Origin of the sequence: Thalassobacillus devorans (assembly GCF_900176565.1) — a bacterium.
Lineage (GTDB): Bacteria > Bacillota > Bacilli > Bacillales > Halobacillaceae > Thalassobacillus > Thalassobacillus devorans_A.
On the sequence record NZ_FXEH01000005.1, the window covers coordinates 1,061,487 to 1,082,611 of the forward strand.

Here is a 21,125-nt window from a genome sequence, read left to right on the forward strand (position 1 = left end):
CTTTCCTCTATTTACAAACATTCCTGAATTTCGTTATTTTTTTGTCCGTTTTCTGAAAATTGTGGCAGGATTTGGCGAAATTAAGCAAAAAAAAGACCGGAAGCACCGGTCTTTTAACTTTCTTCTTTTTCGGTCTTACTGATGATCGAAGTTCCAGCAAGGTCACCGGTTACGTTCAATGCTGTCGCTCCCATGCCTACAAGGGCATCGACTGATGTGAGTAAGGCGACGACTTCCATCGGCAGGCCGACTTGCGTAAACACGGTAGCAATCATGACAATTCCGGCACCTGGAACTCCAGCTGTCCCGATTGAGGCAAGTGTACCTACAATGACGATAGCCAGCATTTCTCCGAGCCCAAGTTCTGTCCCGGTATAGTTGGCAGCAAATACAGCAGAAACGGCAATCCGAATCGCAGCGCCATCCATATTGACGGTTGCCCCGAGCGGCAAGCTGAAACCGTATAAACTTTTCGAAATACCGAGGTTGTTAGCGGCATTCAATGTCAGCGGCAAAGTTCCAGAGCTGCTTTGAGTGACAAAAGCGGTTATCATTGGTGTCCGTGCCTGCGAAAAGAATTTTCCTGGACTTACTTTAAACAACAGCATCAGTACAATATAAATAACAATTTGCACGATGATCGCAATATAGAGCACACCAATCATGTTCCCGAGGGATAAAATTGTGTTCATCCCCTGATTGCCGACCGTTTGGGCGATGATGGCAAAAATACCGATAGGAACGTACTGCAAAATCACATGCATGATTTTGAAGGTAGCTTCATTCAGTCCATCGGCCATTTTATAAACGTGCTCCCCGAGAGCCCCATGCTCTGTCGATCCTCTCAATGCGGAAATCGCAATTCCGAATGCGATAGCGGTGAAAATGATGCCGAGCAGATTCATTTCATTAAACGCTGTTACGATATTTTCCGGTACGATATTGAGGAGGACGCTTGCTACTCCTGGATGTTCTCCTGCATCGACTGTCTGATCGGTCTGCTGTGTAACTCCTTCGCCGGGATTCATGATACCAGCAACAGTCAAGCCGACAATCAGTGCAAGAGCAGAAGTGGCAACGTAGTAAAGGAATACTTTTCCACCCATCCTGCTCAGGTTAGCCAGGCGCGTCTGGTTCACACCTACAATTAAAGTAAATAAAATCAAAGGAATGATGATGAATTGCAATAACCGGAGCAACAAATCACCAAATGGTGCTAACACGCTTGTGTCTTCGCCAAAAATAAACCCTGTGATAATACCAAGAATAAGAGCAATCGTTATTTTTACGATCAGCGATACATCTCTATAACGCTTCCAAAGTGCTTTAATACTAATACCCCCCTCACTTGTAATACCCTATTTTATTGATCGGAATTTTTATAATAACTTACTAAAACAGGGGGGAAAAGTCAAAACAAAGGACTTATTTCCTGCAGGAATTTACTCTAAGAATGAGGAGACCATTGCAAAGAGGTAATTGATTCACCTGCGATTAACCGAACCGGCACCGGACGTAAAGGATCGACCACCCACATCTCAGTGGCTATTCCCTCCCCGTTACACCCTGACAGATAGGCGATTTTCCTACTGTCCGGTGACCATGTGACAGGAGTAGCAAAGCAATCCGAAATTGCTTTGGTGCGATCGTTTTCCCCTTGCCTGCCTGTTGTGTTCACTAATGAAAAATACCCGACATCTTCAAAAGCAGTGGCACTGTATGCGATTGCTGAGGAATCCGGAGACCATACAGGAAAATAATTTTTCGCAAGGGGTCCTCCTCTCACTTCAAACACACGACCAGTCGAAAGCTCGATCGTATAAATAATTGAAATACTGACCCCAGGAGTTGTATAGAGAACATAAGTATTGGCAGGAGACAGGCGAACATTGTTGTAAGTACTACCGGTATTTTGGGTGATTTGCCGCTTATTGGTCCCATCTGCCTCCATCGTGAATAGCTGACTGATTCCAGAAGAATCAGGTGCTTGAAAAAGCAATGTTTTCCCATTTGAAACCCATTGGACATCCGTCGCTCCCGGCTGGTTGAGGCGCTGGACTTGATGAGTAATGATGTTGTACAAGATAATTTCATTCGGTTTGGCATACGCAACTATCCTGCTGTCCGGTGACCAGCTTAAAAAAACGCCCAGCCCGTCTGGAAACTGATCGATAGAAGCTAATAAATTTTCCGCGATATGAATCACATAAAGGATTCCTCTATTTCCTATAAAAGCGATTCGACTGCTGTCAGGTGACCAAAAAGGGATGGCAGTGGGTGAACCTGCACCACTAGTAAGCTGTCTTCGGCTGCCATCAACAGGGTCATACAACCATAAATCATAACCCCCGCCACGATTGGATGAATAAGCAATCATCCCTTGGTCTCCTGTTGGAGCATAGGGGACAATCAGTCGCATGCCTGGATAAATAACGTCAGATGGGAGCCGGTTTACTGACTGGATAAGCTGCCAATGTACACTTCCCTTCGTAGTTACATTGTAGCGTCTTGCGATATGGAACAGGGTATCTCCTGGCTGCACGACATAGTAAGAAACACCAGGAGGAACCTTTATTAGCTGACCAGCTTGAATCGTATAAGGAGGTAAAAGCCGGTTCGTCTCAATAATGACAGACATCGGTATCCCGAAGAATTGAGCGATACTATATACTGTATCGCCAGGGTTTACACGTACTTTATCCACGCCAGGCGGAACAGAAAGCTGCTGACCGGGGAAAATGATGTAAGGCGATGCCAGATTATTAGCAGCTATGAGAGACTCGACCGGGAGCCTCCATCTGCCGGCAATCTGATAAAGTGTTTCTCCAGGACGTACGGTATAAAATAGCTGCATGAATTACCCCTCCAGGAAAAGCATATTCCCTAATACCTTATCGTAAGGAAAAGCAAAAAATGCCCCTTTCCCGGGCAGACATAAAAAAACCAGAGCAACCCCCGTCCAAATACCTATTTATACTTCTTTTATAAGATCCTTAATCGTTCTCCCTTTTGGAAGTGGAGCCAGATGAAGAACCCCATCTTCCCCGGGTTCAGCCATCTTCATACAGCTTAAACCAGGCTTGCCATTAATCAGCATCATGCATGTCGTACATAAACCGGTGCGACAGGAATAACGGTAGGCAAGGCTTGGATCATGATGATTATAAATGGCCTCTACTGCCTCAAGGACGGTCCTGCCAGTTTTTAAATCTATTTCATATTGGTCGGTTCTCATTTCTGAACGATCAATTTTAACAACAAGCTGACTCATACTTCCCCTTCTTCCTGTACAGTCATCTTTCCGTTTTCGACTTTCACAATTGTATGCTTCGCTTCTGTCAGTTGCTCAGGAAAATTTTTATTATGATGGGCTCCTCTGCTTTCTTTCCTGGTTAAAGCAGCTTCCACAATAGCCTGGGCGGTGGTTACCATAAGCACAGCTTCGATATAATCCAAGATTTCTTTCGAATAAAAATCGAGTGAACTCGTTATTTTTACCTGATCTAACTTTTCCTCGATTACTTTTATTTCTGCTTTTGCCTGGAGGAGTCCTTTTGTGGAACGTACCACCCCCACATATTCTCCCATGAGTGCTTGAACAGCTTTTTTACATGCATAGGAACGCTCTGTCCCTTGCTCGGAATTGGAAATAACGTTTATCATTTTATCTGCTTTTTTTGTTTGCAGGGGGACACCAGCCATTATAGACTTCATGCGCGCAGATTCCCTTGCAGCTGCCTTTCCAGCCCTTGCTCCGAAAACAATACACTCTGATAATGCATTGTTCCCAAGCCGGTTGCCACCATGCAAGCCGCCAGCTGATTCACCGGCTGCGTATAAGCCTGGCGTTGTGGAAGCAGCATCCCCATCAATCCATATCCCACCCATAATAAAATGGGCGGCTGGACCTGCTTCTGCCTGCTTTCTTGCAAGATCTACGCCGCGATCCAGGCATAATTGATATTCATGATGAAATTGCCGCTTCACTTCCTCTATATTTCCCGTTGCATCCACCCAAACTCCTCCACCAGGGGTGCCCAGTCCTTCTTCAACTTCAGAAGCGATTGCAATCGCTAACTTGTCACGGGTTGTGTTTTCCATTGTCTCCGGCTCATATTTATCCATAAACCGTTCCCCGTTACGATTATAGAGTTTTGCAGAATGATAAAAGCTGAGACAAAGACCGGAAAGTGATGATGGATGGATTAAACTGACGGGGTAGAATTGGATTTGTTCCATATCTACCAGAGCAGCACCAGCCGTTAAACTTAAAGCAAACCCGTCACCTGTAGATTGTGCGGGATTGCTGGTGGTTGGATACAGCTGTCCGATTCCCCCAGTTGCAAGGATAACTGTTTTGCAGCGAATCAAATAAGACTTGTTTTCTTTCAAATCTAAAACTACAGCTCCTGCCACTCTTCCATTCGCTTTTACAAGTTCCAGCGTTATGACATCACTCCAGCGTTTGATGTTGCTGCTGTTCTTTGCCCTTTTAGTTAAAACCTGGAGAATCGCGAGGCCTGTCTTTCCTTTTTTTGAACTGATGGAACGCGGTGTGGTATGGCCGGATGTTGCGGCCACCAAAATATCATTGTGTTCGTTTTTATCCAGTTTCAGGCCCCATTGAAGCAAGTCTTCCAGGCGAGCGGAGATATCCTGGACAAGTACGTCTGTAAGGACAGGACTGCTTAATCCCCTTCCGCTTTCACGGATGTCCTGCTGGTAAGCATCTAAGCTGTCTTCTCGATGACTCCAGCTTCCCAGACTGGCGATTTGAACAGCCCCTACCGTAGAACCGCTTCTGCCGATGGCTCCTTTGTCGATGACCAGAATTTGTTGACTCGACTCAGCAGCATACACACTGGCTGCCAGCCCAGCTGCTCCCGATCCTATTACCAGAATGTCTGTTGTTATTTCATCCATCCTCATCCCCCTCGTAACGTTGTGTTTACCTACTACTTATTTTAACGGAATGATTTCGTTTTTAAGAGCCCTTTAATAAGTATGTGCTGAGACTCCTGACCGCCTAAGATAATTTTCAGCCATGAAAAGTATATCTCGTCAATGGAAAACAAATAGTATGATTATTACTGATTTAGAGGAGGTGATTACGAAATGGAAGCTCAAAGAGCACAGGATATTGCTTTCTCGTCCGATATGGTGAATGTGACCTATAACGGAGAAAGTGTCTACATCGAACACGTTGACGAAACAAGCGGAACAGCTACGATTCACCCGCTTAATAATCCAGAACAAAAGCAAAGCGTTCCGGTAAACAGTTTACAGGAACAATAAGAAAAAAGGACCCGCCATTTTACCTGGCGGGTCTGAGTCTTTATGATAGACCACCGCAGTTATTTCCAGATTGTCTCCTCGCGAACTCATCTCGTTCTCCACCGTCGGCCAGCTCCTCAGAAAACTCTGCTCGGTCACCTGGCTGTTCATTTAAATATCTGTTTTCACCCGGAGCAAAGTTATCGTTTTGCACACTGTAGTCTTCCAAACCGGGGTGAGCGGTTTCAAGTTCTATTTCTTTATTGTCTCTTGTTTCAACTTCTAATTTCCGTTTTTTCGCCTTATCATCCATGCGATCTCATCCTTTCTAGTTTAGCTTTTGTCTTTCCATGTTTATAATGGTACAAAAAGTGGTGTTTATGTATGCTTGGATATGCATGCCGTTTTCCCCACACTCTGCCATAAGTTTTGTCTCCTATCGCCCACCATATCCTTTGTTTTTCTTGCAACAGTTACCTGCCAAATAAACGCAGCCATTCCCTTATCAAATAGAGGTGATATCCATTGCCAAAACTCCGGTTCAAACTAAGTACGATGATTATAGTATTTGTCTGTATCGTCGTTTTAGTATCTTTATTAATCACAGACCTTCTTATCACCAATACGACAAGCGGAAACATTGAAGCGCAATTAGAAGAAAAAGCTCTCATCGTTTCACGTACAGTCGCAGAGTCGCAGGTAGTCAAAAGTGGTCTAAAGGACGAAGCAAAGGAAAACTTTATTCAGGATTATGCGATGACGATCCAGGATGCGGCTGATGTCATGTTTGTGGTCGTCATGGATATGGATGGCATCCGGAAATCCCATCCAGAGCCGGAGCGGATTGGCAATCATTTTGTCGGCGGTGACGAGAAACGCGTCCTTCAAGGAGAGGCGTATACATCCAGGTCGACCGGCACGCTTGGAAAATCACTGCGTGCGTTTACGCCGATTTATGATGAAGAACAGAATCAGATCGGAGCGGTAGCTGTCGGTATCTCACTGCAGGCTGTGGAGGCGTCCATAAAGCAGAGTCAGAAACAGATTGTCATCGGAACTGTCATCAGCTTGATTGTCGGTATTATTGGCGCTTTCCTGCTGGCTAATTATATAAAAAGAAGCTTATTTGGTTTAGAGCCTCATGCTATTGCAAGGATTCATGAAGAAAGGAATCAAATGCTTCATTCTGTCCATGAAGGGATTATTGCTATCGACAAAGATGCTAACATCGTGCTTGTAAACAGGTCCGCACGCCGGATTTTTCAAAAGGCCGGACTAATGGATAAAGAACCTATCGGAATGAAAATCAATGAATTTTTGCCTGGAACGTTGTTGGCTGATATTTTAACCAATCCGGAGCCAGACCTTGACGAAGAGCAAGTCATCAATGGCGTATCGATCATTACCAACCGGGTTCCGATCGTCGTTAACGATGAGATTGTCGGTGCCATCGCGACTTTCCGGGACAAAACAGAGGTCAACCAATTAGCTGAGCAGCTGACCGGGGTACAGATGTATGCCGATACACTCCGTGCTCAGTCTCATGAGTTCATGAATCAGCTGCATGTCCTGCTTGGGATGATTAAATTAGAGGAATACGATCAGGTGAAAAGCTTCATCAGCAAACTGGTCGACCACCAGGCACATGAGGTAGGCAATGTCACTCGGTCGATTAAGGATCCAGCGTTAGCCGGTTTTATCATCGGAAAAATCAGTTATGCCCGTGAATCGCATGTTAATTTTACGATCAATAGTGAAACCACGATCCCACAACCTGATGACCCATCACTGACGCATGAGTTGATAACCATTCTCGGAAATGTCATTGATAATGCCATCGAAAGTGTCAGCCATTCAGAACAAAAAGAAGTCAGGCTGGAGCTATCTTATATTGATGAGCTTTTGACAATGACAGTGACCGATACTGGAAACGGGATAGATGAACATAAGCAAGAGGAAATTTTCCAGAAGGGAATATCCAGCAAAGAAGGACACCATCGCGGCTTTGGCCTCTATTTGGCAAAAGATAGTGTAGAGCAGCTGGAAGGGTCGATTGAAGTTCACTCCAGACCCGGACAAGGTACAACCTTTTCCATCATAATCCCTTACGAATCAGGAGGTGACGGCAATGATTAAAGTACTGATCGTAGAAGATGATCCCATGGTCGCGGCACTCAACAAGCAATATGTCGAACAAATGGACGGCTTCACCCTCAGCGGAACGGCGGCAAACACGGATGAGGCCATTGGCCATATGGCTCAAATCAAAATTGATTTGATACTGCTTGATGTGTATATGCCAGGGTTGAATGGTATTGATTTTCTAAGACAGATCCGGGAGCAAAACGAGGATGTGGATGTCATTCTGATTACAGCCGCTTCGGAAATGGAGCAGATTCAGCAGTCATTACGACTCGGGGCAATCGATTATTTAATCAAGCCATTTGAGTTCGACCGCTTTCAAGAGGCACTTACACGGTACAAAAATAATTATTATAAACTCCATCAGCCAACAGGAACTGGACCGCCTGTTCCGGAAGAAAAGCCAGCCTGCCTCCAACCAGCCGAAGCCACAGGAACTGCCAAAGGGGCTTACGAAAAATACGCTGCAGACGATTAATGAAGTAATCCTTTCCTATGTGGGGCAAGCTTTTTCCACCGAAGATATTGCAGAAGCAGCAAATATTTCACGGGTATCGGTAAGGAAGTATTTAAAATTCCTGACGGACATCGGTTATTTGGAAGAAGACTTGATCTATGGCGTGGGACGCCCGATTTATCAATATCAGCTGCATGAGGACAGGCAGCACATTATTGCTTCTTATTTATAAGCTCTTGAAAAGGGAACTTCCTGATTAGAGAAGTTCCCTTTTTATTCTGTGAATGCTGGCTCAGGATTGATCAACGAAATGTTCAGCCTCCGTTTCTGTCAGCCACTTATCTATGGCTTTAGTAGGAAAGTAATATTCAGAACCAATTTTTATGTATGGTGATGCCCCCTCTTTCCCGCCTTATTAAGACCGTTCAGGCAGGATTTTCGTTTCCCTTCTGGTTTTTATACTATCTATTAAAACCATCTCCCAACATCCTTTCTTTCTAATAGTCTTGATACCCTCTATTAAGACCATTACTTTTGTGTTTCTGTCGGTGCCTGATCATCATGAGGGTGACTCATGAACATTTTAACTTTCACTTATATAACGAATTGGTTATTTGTACTTATAAAAGGACCGTCTATTTTCCCTTTTTGGGAGGTGTAATCGCTTTCATAAAAAATAATATTTTGCTGCTATTTTTCTTTCATGTATTTTTATGGATAGATAATATTAGAGGAGGAGATGACAGCTCATGAGAACAAAACTTGCGCATACCTGTTTAGCTGTGTTTTTCAGTTTTTCATTGGGAGCTTGTTCGGAAAAAACGAATGAAAACTCTGAGACAAGCAATAGTGAGTCTGACCAGTCAAAATGGTCTTATAAAGGTGAAACAGGCCCTGAGCACTGGGGAGAATTGGACCCGGCATACGAAGCATGTGCCAACGGAAGTGAACAATCTCCAATTAATCTTGAATTCTCCCACTTACAAGCGGATGAAGATATAGAAAATATTCAAATTCAATATGAGCCAACCCCTTTTACAATCATAAACAATGGGCATACCGTGCAGGCTAATGCTTCAACAGACAGCAACCATATGGTACTGGAGAATAATAAGTACCAGCTCGCTCAATTTCATTTCCATACGCCAAGCGAGCACCAATTTAATGGAGTAAGTTTTGATATGGAACTGCATCTTGTACATGAAGACGCTAATGGGGAGATTGCGGTCCTTGGAGTAATGATACAAGAAGGAAAAGAAAATGAAGCACTGGCATCAGTTTGGGATATATTACCTGACGAAGAAATATCGGAAGAGAAACAATTAGATGGAAAGATTGATTTAGAAACGATACTTCCCCAAAACCAAACGTCTTTTCATTATCATGGTTCGCTAACAACTCCTCCTTGTACAGAAGAAGTAAAATGGGTTATTTTTAAGCAGCCGATTGAGATGTCAAAAGAACAAATTCAAGCATTCCAGCAAATCTTTCCAGACAACCATCGCCCTGTTCAACCTTTAAACGACCGTTCTGTATTAGAAGTTAAGGAATAATTCATTGAAGATAAACGAATCCCTAAAAAAAGATGGAGGCGTGGGTAACATAGCCATTTTAAAAGCAACCGATTCGGTTGCTTTTTTTAATTACAATATTATCAATAGTTTCATAATGTGTGAAATTTTTGTGAACTTTCTTATTATTAAAACTACGAAATTGAAAACGTTTACGTTTTTATCTATTTAAATTTCAAAAAGGAGTGGTCGAGATGTCTCAAACAGCCAGAGAACTCGAATATGAACGACAGACGGATACCCAAGTCACGGAAATGCACAGCGAAAAGAAGAGCCTTAAGATATTTGAAATTCCGATATTATGGTTCGGGATTTTTGCAGCGATTACTATTTTAAGCCTCTATACAGGCAACCTGCCCGGCGGTATGATTGGAAGCTTACTTGTCATGATGGTATTCGGTGAATTGTTAGGTTTCGTTGGGGATCGTACTCCGATCGTCCGGACTTTTCTTGGCGGCGGTGCAATCATCGCCATTTTCGGAGCAGCATTTATGGTTTATGCCGGATGGCTGCCGGAAGCATCGGTAACATCCATGACAGATTTCATGAAAGACGGCGGCTTTCTTAACTTCTATATCGCCGCTTTGATCACCGGAAGTATTCTCGGTATGAACAAAAAGATTCTTGTAAAAGTCGGATTGCGCTACTTCCTGCCAATCTTCGGTGCTGTTATCGGTGCCATGGCGTTTGCCGGCCTGTTAGGTGCTTTAGTAGGATTCTCCATCAGGGACGCGGTTCTCGTCATTACGATGCCGATAATGGGTGGCGGCATGGGCGCTGGCGCAGTACCAATGAGTCAAATTTACTCTGAGATGCTCGGAAATGATCCAAGCTACTATATTTCCATGCTTGTGCCGGCACTGGCACTTGGTAACGTGTTCGCCATTGTACTTGCCAGTATGCTTAACCTGCTTGGTAAAAAGGTGCCTTCCCTTACCGGGAATGGCCAGCTGATCCAGGGATTCAGTTATAAAGAGGAAAAACAAACCTATGATATTCAAAAAATGGGAATCGGGCTGCTTGCGGCCATCACTTTCTTTGCTGTTGGTACCTTGCTCGGAGACGTGATCCCGCTTCACCCGTATGCGTTGATGATCATTATCGTTGCAATTGCAAAAATTGCTGATGTCATTCCAAAGAACGTGCTGGAAGGTGCAAGTCAGTGGTATAAGTTCGTTGCCAGCAACTGGACCCTTGCTTTGCTGTTTGGTATCGGAATTGCCTACACGGATTTAAATACTGTGATTGAAGCGATGACTCTGCAGTACATTCTAACGGTATTCGGAGTAGTGTTCGGTGCCATCATCGGAGCTGGACTGCTTGGTAAACTTGTCGGGTTCTATCCAATTGAAGCAGCAATCACAGCCGGATTATGTATGGCGAACATGGGCGGTACTGGTGATGTTGCGGTGCTTTCTGCTTCCAGAAGAATGGAACTGATGCCGTTTGCCCAAATTTCATCCCGATTGGGAGGAGCACTTATTCTGTTATTAGCCGGATTGATCATTCCGCTATTATCGTAACATTAGGAGGTTTGTAAAGATGTACAACCACCGTTCCTATTTATTCGTTCCTGCTTTCAAGCAGTCGATGATAAAAAAAGCGATCGCTTCCGAAGCAGATTGCGTCATCATTGATTTAGAAGATTCCGTTGCTATTACGGAAAAAAGATTGGCTAGAGAGACTATATTGGAATCGCTGGATAATACCAGCGGTTCCAATGTTTTTATACGTATAAACGACCTACACACACCGTTCTGGGAAGATGATCTATCCTGTGCGATTCAGGCAGGCGTAACCGGCATTATGCTACCTAAATCGGAGCATGCCAACGACATCCGAACCATCACGGAAAAAGTCGACAATGAAGCGTTAGCTCTCATCCCCTTGATTGAAACGGCAAAAGGTGTCCAGCATATTGCTGATATCGCGAATGCAAGTCAAAGTGTGGAGCGGCTGGCATTTGGTTCCATTGATTATTCCCTGGATATTGATTGTCAGCTGACACCGGGAGGATTGGAACTGTTATTTGCCCGTTCCCAAATCGTCAATGCCTCAAGAGCTGCTGAAATTGGTGCGCCAATTGATGCTGTCTACCCGGATTTAAATAATGAGGATGGACTGGTTCAGGAAGCGACACTGGCAAGACAGCTCGGATTTAAAGGAAAACTATTGATTCATCCCAAGCAAGTGGATCCCGTCCACCAGATTTTCTCCCCCTCTCAACAAGAGCTGGAAGAATGCGAGGAAATCGTCGAAGCATTCGAACGGGCGGAGCAGCAAGGAGTCGCTTCGATCGCTTATAACAATAAACTGGTAGATTACCCGGTGTATAGAAGAGCCAAAGAGCTGTTGGCATCATCAAAGACAAACGTCTAGGAGGAAGCATATGTTACCCTTAAAAGGAATTACTGTTGTATCATTAGAGCAAGCGGTAGCCGCTCCTTTTGCAACCAGGCAGCTGGCTGATTTAGGGGCACGCGTCATCAAAGTCGAACGGGAAGACGGCGATTTCGCCAGAAGATACGATCAGACAGTAAACGGGATGTCGAGTCATTTTGTCTGGCTGAACCGTTCCAAGGAATCGATCGCTCTGGATTTGAAGTCGGAAAAAGGAAAATCCGCCTTGGATAAGATTCTTTCACAGGCCGATGTGTTTGTTTATAATCTAGCTCCCGGCACTGTAGACCGCCTGGGTTTTGCCCCTGCTGAATTGAGAAAAAAGTATCCGCAATTGATCATTTGTGGCATATCAGGCTATGGAACCGACGGTCCCTACACCAATAAAAAGGCGTATGATCTTCTGATCCAGTGTGAAGCAGGGCTTGTTTCGATTACAGGGACCGAAGATGAACCATCTAAAGCAGGTATTTCTGTCGCTGATATCGCAGCTGGCATGTATGCCTATACAGGCATCCTGACCGCGATCATCGCACGCTACCAGACAAATGAAGGAACAGTCGTCGAAGTTTCAATGCTGGAAGCGTTATGCGAGTGGATGGGATATCCAATGTATTTTGCTGACTATGGAGGTAAGGATCCACAGCGGACTGGTGCGAGACACGCGACCATTTATCCTTACGGGCCGTTTGAAGCAAATGACAAGAAAATGGTGTTTTTAGCCATTCAGAATGAAAGGGAATGGCGGCAGTTTACCAAGAGTATATTGAACCAGCCTGAGCTGGCAAAAGATGAGCGCTTTCATACGAATTCCATGCGAGTCGAAAACAAGGATCAATTACAGAAGATCATTGCTGAAGCTTTGGAAGAAGTGAATTCCAGTCAGCTGATTGAACTGTTGGAAGAAGCTAAAATCGCTAACGCTCGCTTGAATACGGTGAAAGATATCCCCGATCACCCTCAATTGAAAGCGAGGGATCGCTGGAGCGAGGTGGACTCACCTGTCGGCAGGCTGAAAGCATTGATTCCGCCGGTCACTTTTGAGAATATTGAAACAATGATGGAGCCGATCCCTGATATCGGTGAACATACAGAAGCCATCCTTGAGGAGTTTAACTGTCAATCGCTGCGAGCATGAACTGTTCCCTTATCCGGGGCTGTCTTTGAGTTTTCAGAGACAGCTCCTTTTATGATTTTTAATTTCAGATGAATGTGGTGAAGAATATGGACGTCATACTAATTGTAATTCCAGCTTTTATCATTTTTGCTGTCGGGTTTATCGGACAAAAAAAAATCGGCTTTGACCGAAAGTCTATTTCCACGGCCGCTCTTTACTTAATGTATCCATTCCTGGCTTTTCGTACGTTTTATACGAATGAAGTAACGATCGATTACTTATACATTGTGATTTTTTGCGTTTCGCTGATGCTGCTTCTGATTTTACTGGTCGTAGTCGTCTCAAAAGTTCAAGCTCAATCGCAATCGAAGTCTTCCGCATTAGTACTTGCCAGCGTATTTATGAATAGCGGTAACTATGGTGTACCTATCATTTTATTTGCTTACGGAGAAGCCGGGGTAGACTATGCCATCATCATGATGGTCGTCCAATCGCTATTAATGAACACCGTCGGGCTTTATTTTGCCGCCCGGGGAAGCAGTACGGCTGATCATAGTTTTAAAGATTCACTCGTAAAAATCGCGCGGATGCCTATCAATTACGCTGTCATCCTGGGATTGATGACACAGGTATTCAGTGTAAGCGTGCCGGAATTCATCATGCAGTCCGTCCACTTTATTGCAGATGCTACAATTCCGACCATCATGATCGTACTTGGTATGCAGCTCGCATCACTGACAAAAGGTACGGTAAAATGGGCTGACCTCTCGACTATTTTTTCGATACGATTGATTGTCTCGCCGGTCATCGCTTTATTATTAACCATGGTTATGGGGTTAGACCCGATGCTAGCCAGTATCCTGATCATTCTGGCAGCTATGCCGACTGCCGCTAACACAACGATGTATTCGCTGCAATTCAATACCGAACCGCAGTTAGTTTCCTATAGTACATTAGTGACGACTGTTGCCAGTTTAATAACCGTGCCACTGATGCTCTGGCTCGTTGGTGCTGTATCCTAGCAACCTCTTTTTTCATGCTATACTAAAAGAAAAAGGAGGCGAATCTATTGGCAGAACAGGTTGAAAATGCGATTCAGGATGTCTATCCAGACGACTTTTCCTGGTGTTATGGATGCGGAAGGCTGAACAAAGAAGGCCATAATTTCCGGACGGGATGGAATGGAGATCAGACAGTGACGATTTACACACCCCGCCCGGAACATACTGCTGTACCCGGATTTGTTTATGGCGGTTTGACCGCGTCCTTGATCGACTGTCATGGAACAGGGTCAGCTGCTTTAGCCTTACATCGGAAGAATGGGCATGAGCCTGGGGACGGTGCAAAAGCACCGCGTTTTGTAACAGCTTCCTTGGATGTGAAATTCCTGAAGCCGACACCGCACGACGTTCCGTTGAAAGCTGTGGGTACTGTAGAGGAGGTTCATCCTAAAAAATTCAAGGTACATACAGAAGTGTACGCCGGTGATGTGCTTTGTTCTAAAGGAGAAGTAGTTGCCGCGTTGATGCCGAAATCCTTTGGTCAGCAATAGATTTTTCCAGCCACTCTATTAACAGGGTGGCTTTCCTTTTGCAGGAAGGCTATAACATAGATGGTTCCTTTACCTTTTATTTCTTGTAAAACTATTATTATCTCAGCTTAATGTCAGTGAAACCTTTTTACAGTATTCATCTGTTAGACTAGGTATTGGCTTGGAAGCGACATGCTTCGACAAGCTACAACAACACGAATACTCTCTAGGAGGAATTTCATGTACAACACAAAACTGTCAGTAAGGAAATATCTTGTCTCGTCCGCTTTGGTTACGTCACTGGCATTCATTCCCGTTTTAAGTGATGGGGCGTTTGCAAAAGCTGACCCTACCCAGGACGATTCCAATGTTTCTGAAACACAGGTAGAAACATCTTATATAGATAATGGGGACACTGGCCAGGAGGTAGAAGCACTGCAGGCGGATCTTGAGGCACTAGGTTATTATACATATAACCTGGACGGCATTTTTGGTCCGATTACAGAAGATGCTGTTAAAGACTTTCAGGCAGACCAGGGTCTTGCTGTAGACGGAATTGCCGGACCGGATACGATGGCAGCGATTGACGGAACAGCAAATGTGGAAAGTGAAGAAACAGAAGCTCAGGAAGAAACGGTTTCCTTGAATGACGCTACCGAGGATTCCTCTTCTGAAGAGGCAGCCTCATCTTCTGATGTTGTGTCTATCGCAGAAAGTGTCATCGGCACACCTTATGTTTGGGGAGGAACTACTCCGGACGGCTTTGACAGCAGCGGGTTCATCCAGTATGTATTCGCACAAGTAGGCGTCGAGCTGGATAGAAAAGAAAGTGACATGTGGTTGAATAATGGGACTACCGTAGAATCTCCAAGTGTCGGCGACGTCATCTTCTTCGAAGGTACGTATGATACAGAAGGAGCTTCTCACAGCGGTATCTATATCGGCGACAACAAAATGATCCACGCTGGCTCTGGTGGTGTAGAAGTAGCTGACATTACGATTGACTACTGGCAAGATCATTATCTAGGCGTTAAATCCTTTCAATAATAGTTGAAAGTTTTTCACCCCGGGGCCTCCAGAAATTGGAGGTCCCGGGGTATTATTTTGGTTACATCATCTTTTCCATTCGTCTTTCAGCATGCCATAAACGATATGGTCGACATAATGGTCATATAGCCATTCCGCCTGTCGGATTCTTCCCTCTTCCACGAACCCCAGCCGCTCTGGAACTGCCCGGCTTTTTTTATTCTCATAAGCTGCCTTGATATCGACGCGGTTCAGGTTTAACTCCATGAAGGCATAGTCGGTCAGTGCTTTTGCGACCCTTGTCATGATGCCGTTTCCCTGGTATCCCTCTCCGAGCCAATACCCGATGTAAGCTACCTTGTTTGTCCAGTCGATTTCGTTATAACCAGCCGTACCTGCGATTTCTCCTTTATAAAGGATGAAAGTGGTCAGGCTTTTGTTCTCTATGTACCCTTTTCTGGCTATCTGGATGAAAGCTTTCGTATCTTCCACGCGCTTTGTCATATCCACCCATCCGAGCCATTCCCTCAAATGATTACGTGAGTTATCCGTCAGCTCAAATACACGATCGGCATCAGCAGCCTCTGGCAGTTTCAACGATATATCTTCATCGATTTTAAAAGTAAACATGGGACTCCCCTCCCTTTTTATTTTTAAATTCTATTCTAACACTTTTATTTCAAAATAAAAGACGCACCTGGTAACAAGTGCGTCTTGCTTCAAGTCAGCCATTAAATTTTACAATCGGTTTGACGGTTTTCCCTTCTTTAGATTCTTCGAAAGCCTGGTTGATTTCATCCATTTCATAAAATTTCACCAGTCTATCAAATGGGAATTTACCTTCTTTATAATATTCTACAAGCTGAGGAATAAAAACCTGTGGCACAGAATCGCCTTCAATGGCACCGACCAGGCCTTTGCCTTCAGCCATGATATCTTCAAAGACATTGAACTCTGTTTCTTGTGTAACTCCAACAACTGCAGAGGTGCCAAGAGGCTTCAAAGACTGAACAGACTGTACGGCAAGAGCGGGAACACTGGTTGTCTCCACAGCATAATTTGTTCCCCCGCTGGTGATGTTTTTAATTTCTTCAACCGTGTCTACTTCTTTTCCGTTGATCGTATGAGTCGCTCCTAACTCTTTTGCCATTTCGAGCCTGCTATTGTGAACATCGATTGCTATAATTTTGGAACAACCGATGATTTTGGCAGCCATTACGGCGCTTAGCCCAACAGCTCCACAGCCGTAGACAGCAATAGACTCGCCAAATTTTGGTTTCAATTTATTCAATACTGTCCCTGCTCCTGTTTGTATACCACATCCCAATGGTCCGAGCAGCTCTAAATCCACCTCTTTATCCACTTTTACTACGTTTCTCTGGTTGGCTACGGCATAAGTTCCGAAAGAGGATTGGCCAAAAAAGCTGGAAAGCTCTTCTCCATCTTGACGGAGGCGTTTGGTTTCATCGTTCATGATGCCGCCAAAATTGAGCTTGTTAAATTCCAAACAGTAAGCAGGATGGCCGGTATGGCAATTTTCACAATGCCCGCATGAAGAGAAAGCAACACCACATGGTCGCCTGGTGCTACTGATCTAATCCCTTCTCCCACTTTCTCGACTATGCCGGCACCTTCATGACCAAGCACTGCCGGAAGTGGAACTGGAACATCCTGATCCCTCGCTACAGCGTCGGTATGGCAGACACCAGTTGCCACTATTTTAATTAAAACCTCATCATGTTTGGGCTCATCCAATTGAACATCTTCTATTTTAAAATCCTCACCCTTATCATGGGTTACAGCTGCTTTTATGTCCATCGTATAACGCTCCTTTCCATTTAGTTCATGGTAATAATTTTCCCCCAAACGAAACCTAAAAAACCCCACCACTCAGGTTCCATTATCTGGAGGACCCGGGGTAGGGTTGTTCTTTTATTACATTTCCTGTTCGGTTGGGCGGGCGACGATTTCGTTGATGGCTACTTCGGCTGGTTCTTCGAGCGCAAAACGAATCGTTCTTGCGATGCTGTCTGGCTGGATCGCCATGTCATAAAGGTCATCCACACCGGACTTCAGATCATCATCGGTAATCGTAGAGGTAAGCTCTGTAGAGACAGCACCTGGTGAAATGATAGTTGCCCGGATGTTACTGTTTTTCGATTCTTCCATCCGCAATCCATCTGTAATCGCGCGGACCGCAAACTTGGTGGCGCTGTATACGGCGCTTCCAGGGAAAACAACATGACCTGCGACAGAGGAAAGGTTGATAATATGTCCCTGTTTCCGTTCACGCATATGTGGAAGTACTGAGTTAATACCATATAGTACACCGCGAATGTTCACGTCGATCATTTTATCCCATTCGTCCACTTTTTGTTTATTCAATAAGGATAGAGGCATCAGCCCGGCATTGTTAACCAGGGCATCAATCTGACCAAATTCTTCAATCGCATGTTGAGCTAATTGTTCCATTTCCTCCGCACTGGTAACATCGGTAGCTTTGTAAGTGGCCTCTCCACCACCCTGGTTGATCTTGTCTCTCAATTCTTGTAACCGTTCCTCGCGGCGTGCGGCCAAGACCAACTTCGCGCCTTTTGAGGATAGTTCTTTGGCGGTTTCTTCACCAATTCCGCTGGAAGCTCCAGTAATAATGACAACTTTATCTTGTAAATTAGGCATTCCAATGCCCTCCTTATAATTAATCTTTCAATCCCCCTATTCCATTCCACTTTCCATAGCTGCTAAACTTAGGTAGTGGCTCGCAAAAGCAAAAATAGTTTTCTTTTTTGAAAGATTTACGGTTTTATCGCATAGAATTAGTGTAAGAATAATATAAGATGTTGTATCAGAGGAGGGAGTAAATGGACAGGATTGCAGTGTTTTGCGGAGCTAGTATGGGCGCATCCGATGTATATGCACAAGGTGCGAAATCATTAGGGAAAGAATTGGCCAGACAAAACATCACCCTTGTCTACGGCGGAGCAAGTGTCGGCATGATGGGGGCCATTGCAAACGCCGTTCTTGAAGAAAATGGACAGGCTATCGGAGTTATGCCAGGTTTTCTTGATGAAAAAGAACATACCCACCAGCATTTATCCGAACTGATTGTCGTGGATTCGATGCATGAAAGAAAAGCGAAGATGGCAGAGCTAGCCGATGGGTTTATCGTAATGCCCGGCGGAGCAGGAACGATGGAAGAATTCTTCGAAATTTTCACCTGGGCTCAGCTAGGACTTCATCGCAAACCGTTCGGCCTCTATAATATCAATCAATATTATGAACCGCTTGTTGCATTGTTCAATCACATGGCCAAAGAGCGGTTTTTGGCAGAGGAACACCGAACAATGGCGTTAGTTGACGAGGATCCTGCCGGGCTGGTAAAGCAGCTTCTCCAATACAATGTTCCACGTGAAACAAAAGCCTATATATCGGAAGAACAAACATAAAAAATACAGACCAGCAGGAATGCGGTCTGCATTTTTTATTGCTATCGTTTTAAAAACCGTAATCTTGGTCGCGATCTGTTAGCGGGATATCATAATACCGATCAGCATCAATTTCATATACGTCTCCGGAGGCCACCTGATCGATGATACCATAAACACCGAGCTCAACAGCTTTTACCAGCTGTCCCCGTTTCTTTTGACCATAGCTTTGTGTCTGGCCGGTTACTTCAAACAGTACGGAACCGCTTCCGTTCAAGGCGAACGAACCGAGCGCAGTTCCTGGAAGGTTGAGGTTCTGCGGGTACAGAGTAATATTATCAAACGGTGAATCTCCTCGCTCCTGCAGCGCATCGTAAGCCGCCACATTCAACTGCCTGGAGAATTCGAAATCGTAAGTGTCGGCATACTCGCTATATTCTCCTCCTTCTTCACTGTTCGGATCAGGGATAAAGTCACCTGAAATCGAAAGGGTGACTTTGTCATCGCTTCCTTCTACATAATATTCACCCTGGTGGTGAAGGTCGACGAAAACATCCACTTTCCCGTGCTCTTCCATCAAACCTTTGTAGACATCACGTACTGTTTGAGCTTCCGATGTAATGTACCATCCTGGCTTGGTGGAATTAGCAGGAAAATCCTCAGGCTGTGGAACATAGTCCAGGTCAGGGTTGAAGTCACGGTTGACGTCAAAACCTGGCTGGGAGGCATAATCCCAGTACTGGTTCGTATAAGTATAGTAGTTCCAGGAAGGCTGAGCATCTTCAAGCTGTGGAAAATCTTCCACAACATCTTCCCATGCCATATCATTTCCCCGGCGATTCAGTTCCGTTGCATCCGGGTTGACCATCGGCATCGCTACAATCGTAACCTCTTCTCGCAGCTGCTTCATCTCAGGAGAATTACTGGAACCGATGTTTTGCAGCAGGTTCAGCAACGCGGCTGTTCCTGTCTTTTCATTTCCGTGAATTTCACTTTGGAGCAATAGAACTTTATCTCCTGTTCCAACAGTCGCCGTATAGATTTCACGGTTCTGGTTGGAATAACCGGCTACCTCTACATCGACAACCCCCTGGCTGCTCTTTTCAATTTGAGCCAGTTTGTTGCTCAATTCCTCATGACTGATAAACCCATTGATGGAATATTCCTGGTTTATCGGTGTACCTGGATTCGTCCCGTGGGAATCGGCATAAACAGGAGCGGCGAGACCAGCTGTCAGAACGACGGAACTGCACAGCAAAGCGAGTTTGTTCTTTTTCGTCAATGAAATTCCTCCTCATAAATTCAGAATATTCAACTTTATTCGTTCTTTTTCTACCAGTTCCTTTTGAAAAATGTAAAAACAGAACGTTCGGCTCACTAATTTAGGAATTATGGTTCATGTCTCAGACATGTGTTCTCAAAAGATTACGAGACTGTATAATAGAAAGATAGTATGGATAAAGGAGCTGATGTTATGGCGAAAAGCAGAATCGGACTGGCTGGAATCGGCAAATTGGGAAGGGCGATGATGAATCATTGGTATCGGCAGGAGGTCTCCCTTGGTATCTTTCATCCCGAGCAGCAGAAAGTAAAGAGTTTCATCAACGATTATCCGAACGGCTACCAGGTAAAAGCAATCAGCGAACTGGACATTGTACTTCTGGCACTGCCTGCGGATGCCATCATCCCTTTTCTCCATCATCATAAAAACACCGAAACGCTATTTATTAATATGGCAACATCCTTAATGACAGAGGATATTAAAAATGCATTTCCAGACGTGCACCTTGCAGGTCTGAAATTCATGGGACATGCCACTGACCTGCAAGAGCATGGAAATGGGCTGTTTATCAGTGAACAAACCCTGCCTGATTCTCTTATCGGTCTCTTCCAAAAAGTCGGAAGTATAGAAAATGATAATGAGGAGGTCGTGATCAACGTTAATAAACTGGCTACCTACCATGCTGTAAAAGCTGCTGTAGAAATAGAAGAACAATTCGAAAAAAAAGGACTCCCTGCTAAATATAAGGAAAGAGCATGGCGTTCACTGGCACCAGAAGTCATGCGCTCTTACAGCGAAGGAAAACTCGGGCACTTTGGTCAGGAAGTTGTGAAAGAAGTGAAGGGTGAAAAATAGAATCATTTTTTCTGTAAAACAATGGAAGTAACATGGTTGTGCTAC

19 protein-coding genes and 2 pseudogenes are annotated in these 21,125 nt (G+C 44.6%); 12 read left to right on the forward strand and 9 right to left on the reverse strand.

The features are described 5' to 3' along the window. Positions 1 to 113: 113 nt before the first annotated feature. From B9Y67_RS09740 to B9Y67_RS09755, 4 genes are all read right to left on the reverse strand, one after another. Positions 114 to 1,331, reverse strand: a complete 1,218-nt coding sequence (locus B9Y67_RS09740; protein ID WP_085506505.1) for a dicarboxylate/amino acid:cation symporter — start codon at positions 1,329 to 1,331, stop codon at positions 114 to 116. A 116-nt stretch (positions 1,332 to 1,447) separates the two neighbouring features. Then, positions 1,448 to 2,854 (reverse strand): LysM peptidoglycan-binding domain-containing protein, encoded by a 1,407-nt coding sequence (locus B9Y67_RS09745; RefSeq protein WP_085506506.1) that lies wholly within the window; start codon positions 2,852 to 2,854, stop codon positions 1,448 to 1,450. Positions 2,855 to 2,971: 117 nt separating this feature from the next. Beyond that, a complete protein-coding gene (locus B9Y67_RS09750) occupies positions 2,972 to 3,271 on the reverse strand; it encodes a 2Fe-2S iron-sulfur cluster-binding protein (protein ID WP_085506507.1) in 300 nt (99 codons plus the stop codon). Next, positions 3,268 to 4,923 (reverse strand): L-aspartate oxidase, encoded by a 1,656-nt coding sequence (locus tag B9Y67_RS09755; protein ID WP_176223952.1) that lies wholly within the window; start codon positions 4,921 to 4,923, stop codon positions 3,268 to 3,270. The genes B9Y67_RS09750 and B9Y67_RS09755 overlap by 4 nt, the downstream gene beginning before the upstream one ends. A 192-nt stretch (positions 4,924 to 5,115) precedes the next feature. Between B9Y67_RS09755 and B9Y67_RS09760 the strand changes: the two genes are divergently transcribed. Then, complete coding sequence (locus B9Y67_RS09760) at positions 5,116 to 5,295, forward strand: small acid-soluble spore protein H (protein WP_085506509.1); 180 nt, start codon at positions 5,116 to 5,118, stop codon at positions 5,293 to 5,295. Positions 5,296 to 5,335: 40 nt separating this feature from the next. Here B9Y67_RS09760 and B9Y67_RS09765 read toward each other — a convergent pair whose 3' ends face one another. Beyond that, positions 5,336 to 5,587, reverse strand: coding sequence for a hypothetical protein (locus B9Y67_RS09765; protein WP_085506510.1), 252 nt, complete (start codon positions 5,585 to 5,587; stop codon positions 5,336 to 5,338). Between the two features lie 212 nt (positions 5,588 to 5,799). On the opposite strand from B9Y67_RS09765, the gene dcuS reads away from it, so the two are divergent. The 9 genes and pseudogenes from dcuS (at position 5,800) to B9Y67_RS09815 (ending at position 15,539) form a co-directional block, all read left to right on the forward strand. After that, on the forward strand, positions 5,800 to 7,410 hold the full coding sequence (gene dcuS, locus B9Y67_RS09770) for a DcuS/MalK family sensor histidine kinase (RefSeq protein WP_085506511.1): 1,611 nt from the start codon (positions 5,800 to 5,802) through the stop codon (positions 7,408 to 7,410). Continuing rightward, positions 7,403 to 8,105, forward strand: a pseudogene (locus tag B9Y67_RS09775) (response regulator). Before dcuS ends, B9Y67_RS09775 begins: the two are co-directional and overlap by 8 nt. A gap of 517 nt (positions 8,106 to 8,622) precedes the next feature. Beyond that, positions 8,623 to 9,426: a carbonic anhydrase gene (locus B9Y67_RS09780; protein WP_085506512.1), complete on the forward strand. Its 804-nt coding sequence runs from the start codon at positions 8,623 to 8,625 to the stop codon at positions 9,424 to 9,426. A 272-nt stretch (positions 9,427 to 9,698) separates the two neighbouring features. Further along, the gene (locus B9Y67_RS09790) at positions 9,699 to 10,967 is read left to right on the forward strand and encodes a 2-hydroxycarboxylate transporter family protein (RefSeq protein WP_441007558.1); all 1,269 of its coding nucleotides are present in this window, start codon (positions 9,699 to 9,701) and stop codon (positions 10,965 to 10,967) included. A gap of 19 nt (positions 10,968 to 10,986) precedes the next feature. Continuing rightward, entirely contained in the window at positions 10,987 to 11,823 is an 837-nt protein-coding gene (locus B9Y67_RS09795) for an HpcH/HpaI aldolase/citrate lyase family protein (protein ID WP_085506515.1), read from the forward strand. Positions 11,824 to 11,833: 10 nt separating this feature from the next. Further along, the gene (locus B9Y67_RS09800; RefSeq protein ID WP_085506516.1) at positions 11,834 to 12,982 is read left to right on the forward strand and encodes a CaiB/BaiF CoA transferase family protein; all 1,149 of its coding nucleotides are present in this window, start codon (positions 11,834 to 11,836) and stop codon (positions 12,980 to 12,982) included. Between the two features lie 68 nt (positions 12,983 to 13,050). Then, positions 13,051 to 13,983, forward strand: a complete 933-nt coding sequence (locus B9Y67_RS09805; RefSeq protein ID WP_254901765.1) for an AEC family transporter — start codon at positions 13,051 to 13,053, stop codon at positions 13,981 to 13,983. 47 nt (positions 13,984 to 14,030) lie between these two features. Further along, positions 14,031 to 14,513 carry a PaaI family thioesterase gene (locus tag B9Y67_RS09810; RefSeq protein WP_085506518.1) on the forward strand — a complete coding sequence of 161 codons (483 nt, stop codon included), beginning with the start codon at positions 14,031 to 14,033 and terminating at the stop codon, positions 14,511 to 14,513. A gap of 219 nt (positions 14,514 to 14,732) precedes the next feature. Then, positions 14,733 to 15,539: a C40 family peptidase gene (locus B9Y67_RS09815; RefSeq protein WP_085506519.1), complete on the forward strand. Its 807-nt coding sequence runs from the start codon at positions 14,733 to 14,735 to the stop codon at positions 15,537 to 15,539. A gap of 66 nt (positions 15,540 to 15,605) precedes the next feature. Here the strand turns inward: B9Y67_RS09815 and B9Y67_RS09820 are convergent, their stop codons facing one another. The 3 genes and pseudogenes from B9Y67_RS09820 to B9Y67_RS09830 form a co-directional block, all read right to left on the reverse strand. Beyond that, the gene (locus B9Y67_RS09820; protein WP_085506520.1) at positions 15,606 to 16,148 is read right to left on the reverse strand and encodes a GNAT family N-acetyltransferase; all 543 of its coding nucleotides are present in this window, start codon (positions 16,146 to 16,148) and stop codon (positions 15,606 to 15,608) included. A 94-nt stretch (positions 16,149 to 16,242) separates the two neighbouring features. Further along, positions 16,243 to 17,336: pseudogene (locus tag B9Y67_RS09825) on the reverse strand (NAD(P)-dependent alcohol dehydrogenase). Between the two features lie 117 nt (positions 17,337 to 17,453). Then, positions 17,454 to 18,197, reverse strand: coding sequence for an SDR family oxidoreductase (locus B9Y67_RS09830; RefSeq protein ID WP_085506521.1), 744 nt, complete (start codon positions 18,195 to 18,197; stop codon positions 17,454 to 17,456). A 182-nt stretch (positions 18,198 to 18,379) separates the two neighbouring features. On the opposite strand from B9Y67_RS09830, the gene B9Y67_RS09835 reads away from it, so the two are divergent. Next, positions 18,380 to 18,964, forward strand: coding sequence for an LOG family protein (locus B9Y67_RS09835; RefSeq protein WP_085506522.1), 585 nt, complete (start codon positions 18,380 to 18,382; stop codon positions 18,962 to 18,964). Between the two features lie 49 nt (positions 18,965 to 19,013). On the opposite strand, the gene B9Y67_RS09840 is transcribed toward B9Y67_RS09835, so the two are convergent. Next, the gene (locus tag B9Y67_RS09840) at positions 19,014 to 20,225 is read right to left on the reverse strand and encodes a M14 family zinc carboxypeptidase (RefSeq protein WP_085506523.1); all 1,212 of its coding nucleotides are present in this window, start codon (positions 20,223 to 20,225) and stop codon (positions 19,014 to 19,016) included. Positions 20,226 to 20,417: 192 nt separating this feature from the next. Between B9Y67_RS09840 and B9Y67_RS09845 the strand changes: the two genes are divergently transcribed. Next, complete coding sequence (locus B9Y67_RS09845) at positions 20,418 to 21,080, forward strand: NAD(P)-binding domain-containing protein (RefSeq protein WP_085506524.1); 663 nt, start codon at positions 20,418 to 20,420, stop codon at positions 21,078 to 21,080. The last annotated feature ends 45 nt before the right edge of the window (positions 21,081 to 21,125 follow it).

Excerpts from the sequence above, each read along its gene's own strand:
- B9Y67_RS09760 (WP_085506509.1), top strand. The coding sequence starts at position 5,116 with ATGGAAGCTCAAAGAGCACAGGATATTGCTTTCTCGTCCGATATGGTG.
- B9Y67_RS09795 (WP_085506515.1), top strand. The coding sequence starts at position 10,987 with ATGTACAACCACCGTTCCTATTTATTCGTTCCTGCTTTCAAGCAGTCG.
- B9Y67_RS09790 (WP_441007558.1), top strand. The coding sequence starts at position 9,699 with ATGCACAGCGAAAAGAAGAGCCTTAAGATATTTGAAATTCCGATATTA.
- B9Y67_RS09835 (WP_085506522.1), top strand. The coding sequence starts at position 18,380 with ATGGACAGGATTGCAGTGTTTTGCGGAGCTAGTATGGGCGCATCCGAT.
- B9Y67_RS09820 (WP_085506520.1), bottom strand. The coding sequence starts at position 16,148 with ATGTTTACTTTTAAAATCGATGAAGATATATCGTTGAAACTGCCAGAG.
- B9Y67_RS09830 (WP_085506521.1), bottom strand. The coding sequence starts at position 18,197 with ATGCCTAATTTACAAGATAAAGTTGTCATTATTACTGGAGCTTCCAGC.
- B9Y67_RS09765 (WP_085506510.1), bottom strand. The coding sequence starts at position 5,587 with ATGGATGATAAGGCGAAAAAACGGAAATTAGAAGTTGAAACAAGAGAC.
- B9Y67_RS09745 (WP_085506506.1), bottom strand. The coding sequence starts at position 2,854 with ATGCAGCTATTTTATACCGTACGTCCTGGAGAAACACTTTATCAGATT.
- B9Y67_RS09845 (WP_085506524.1), top strand. The coding sequence starts at position 20,418 with ATGGCGAAAAGCAGAATCGGACTGGCTGGAATCGGCAAATTGGGAAGG.
- B9Y67_RS09800 (WP_085506516.1), top strand. The coding sequence starts at position 11,834 with ATGTTACCCTTAAAAGGAATTACTGTTGTATCATTAGAGCAAGCGGTA.
- B9Y67_RS09805 (WP_254901765.1), top strand. The coding sequence starts at position 13,051 with ATGAATGTGGTGAAGAATATGGACGTCATACTAATTGTAATTCCAGCT.
- B9Y67_RS09780 (WP_085506512.1), top strand. The coding sequence starts at position 8,623 with ATGAGAACAAAACTTGCGCATACCTGTTTAGCTGTGTTTTTCAGTTTT.
- B9Y67_RS09755 (WP_176223952.1), bottom strand. The coding sequence starts at position 4,923 with ATGGATGAAATAACAACAGACATTCTGGTAATAGGATCGGGAGCAGCT.
- B9Y67_RS09815 (WP_085506519.1), top strand. The coding sequence starts at position 14,733 with ATGTACAACACAAAACTGTCAGTAAGGAAATATCTTGTCTCGTCCGCT.
- B9Y67_RS09750 (WP_085506507.1), bottom strand. The coding sequence starts at position 3,271 with ATGAGTCAGCTTGTTGTTAAAATTGATCGTTCAGAAATGAGAACCGAC.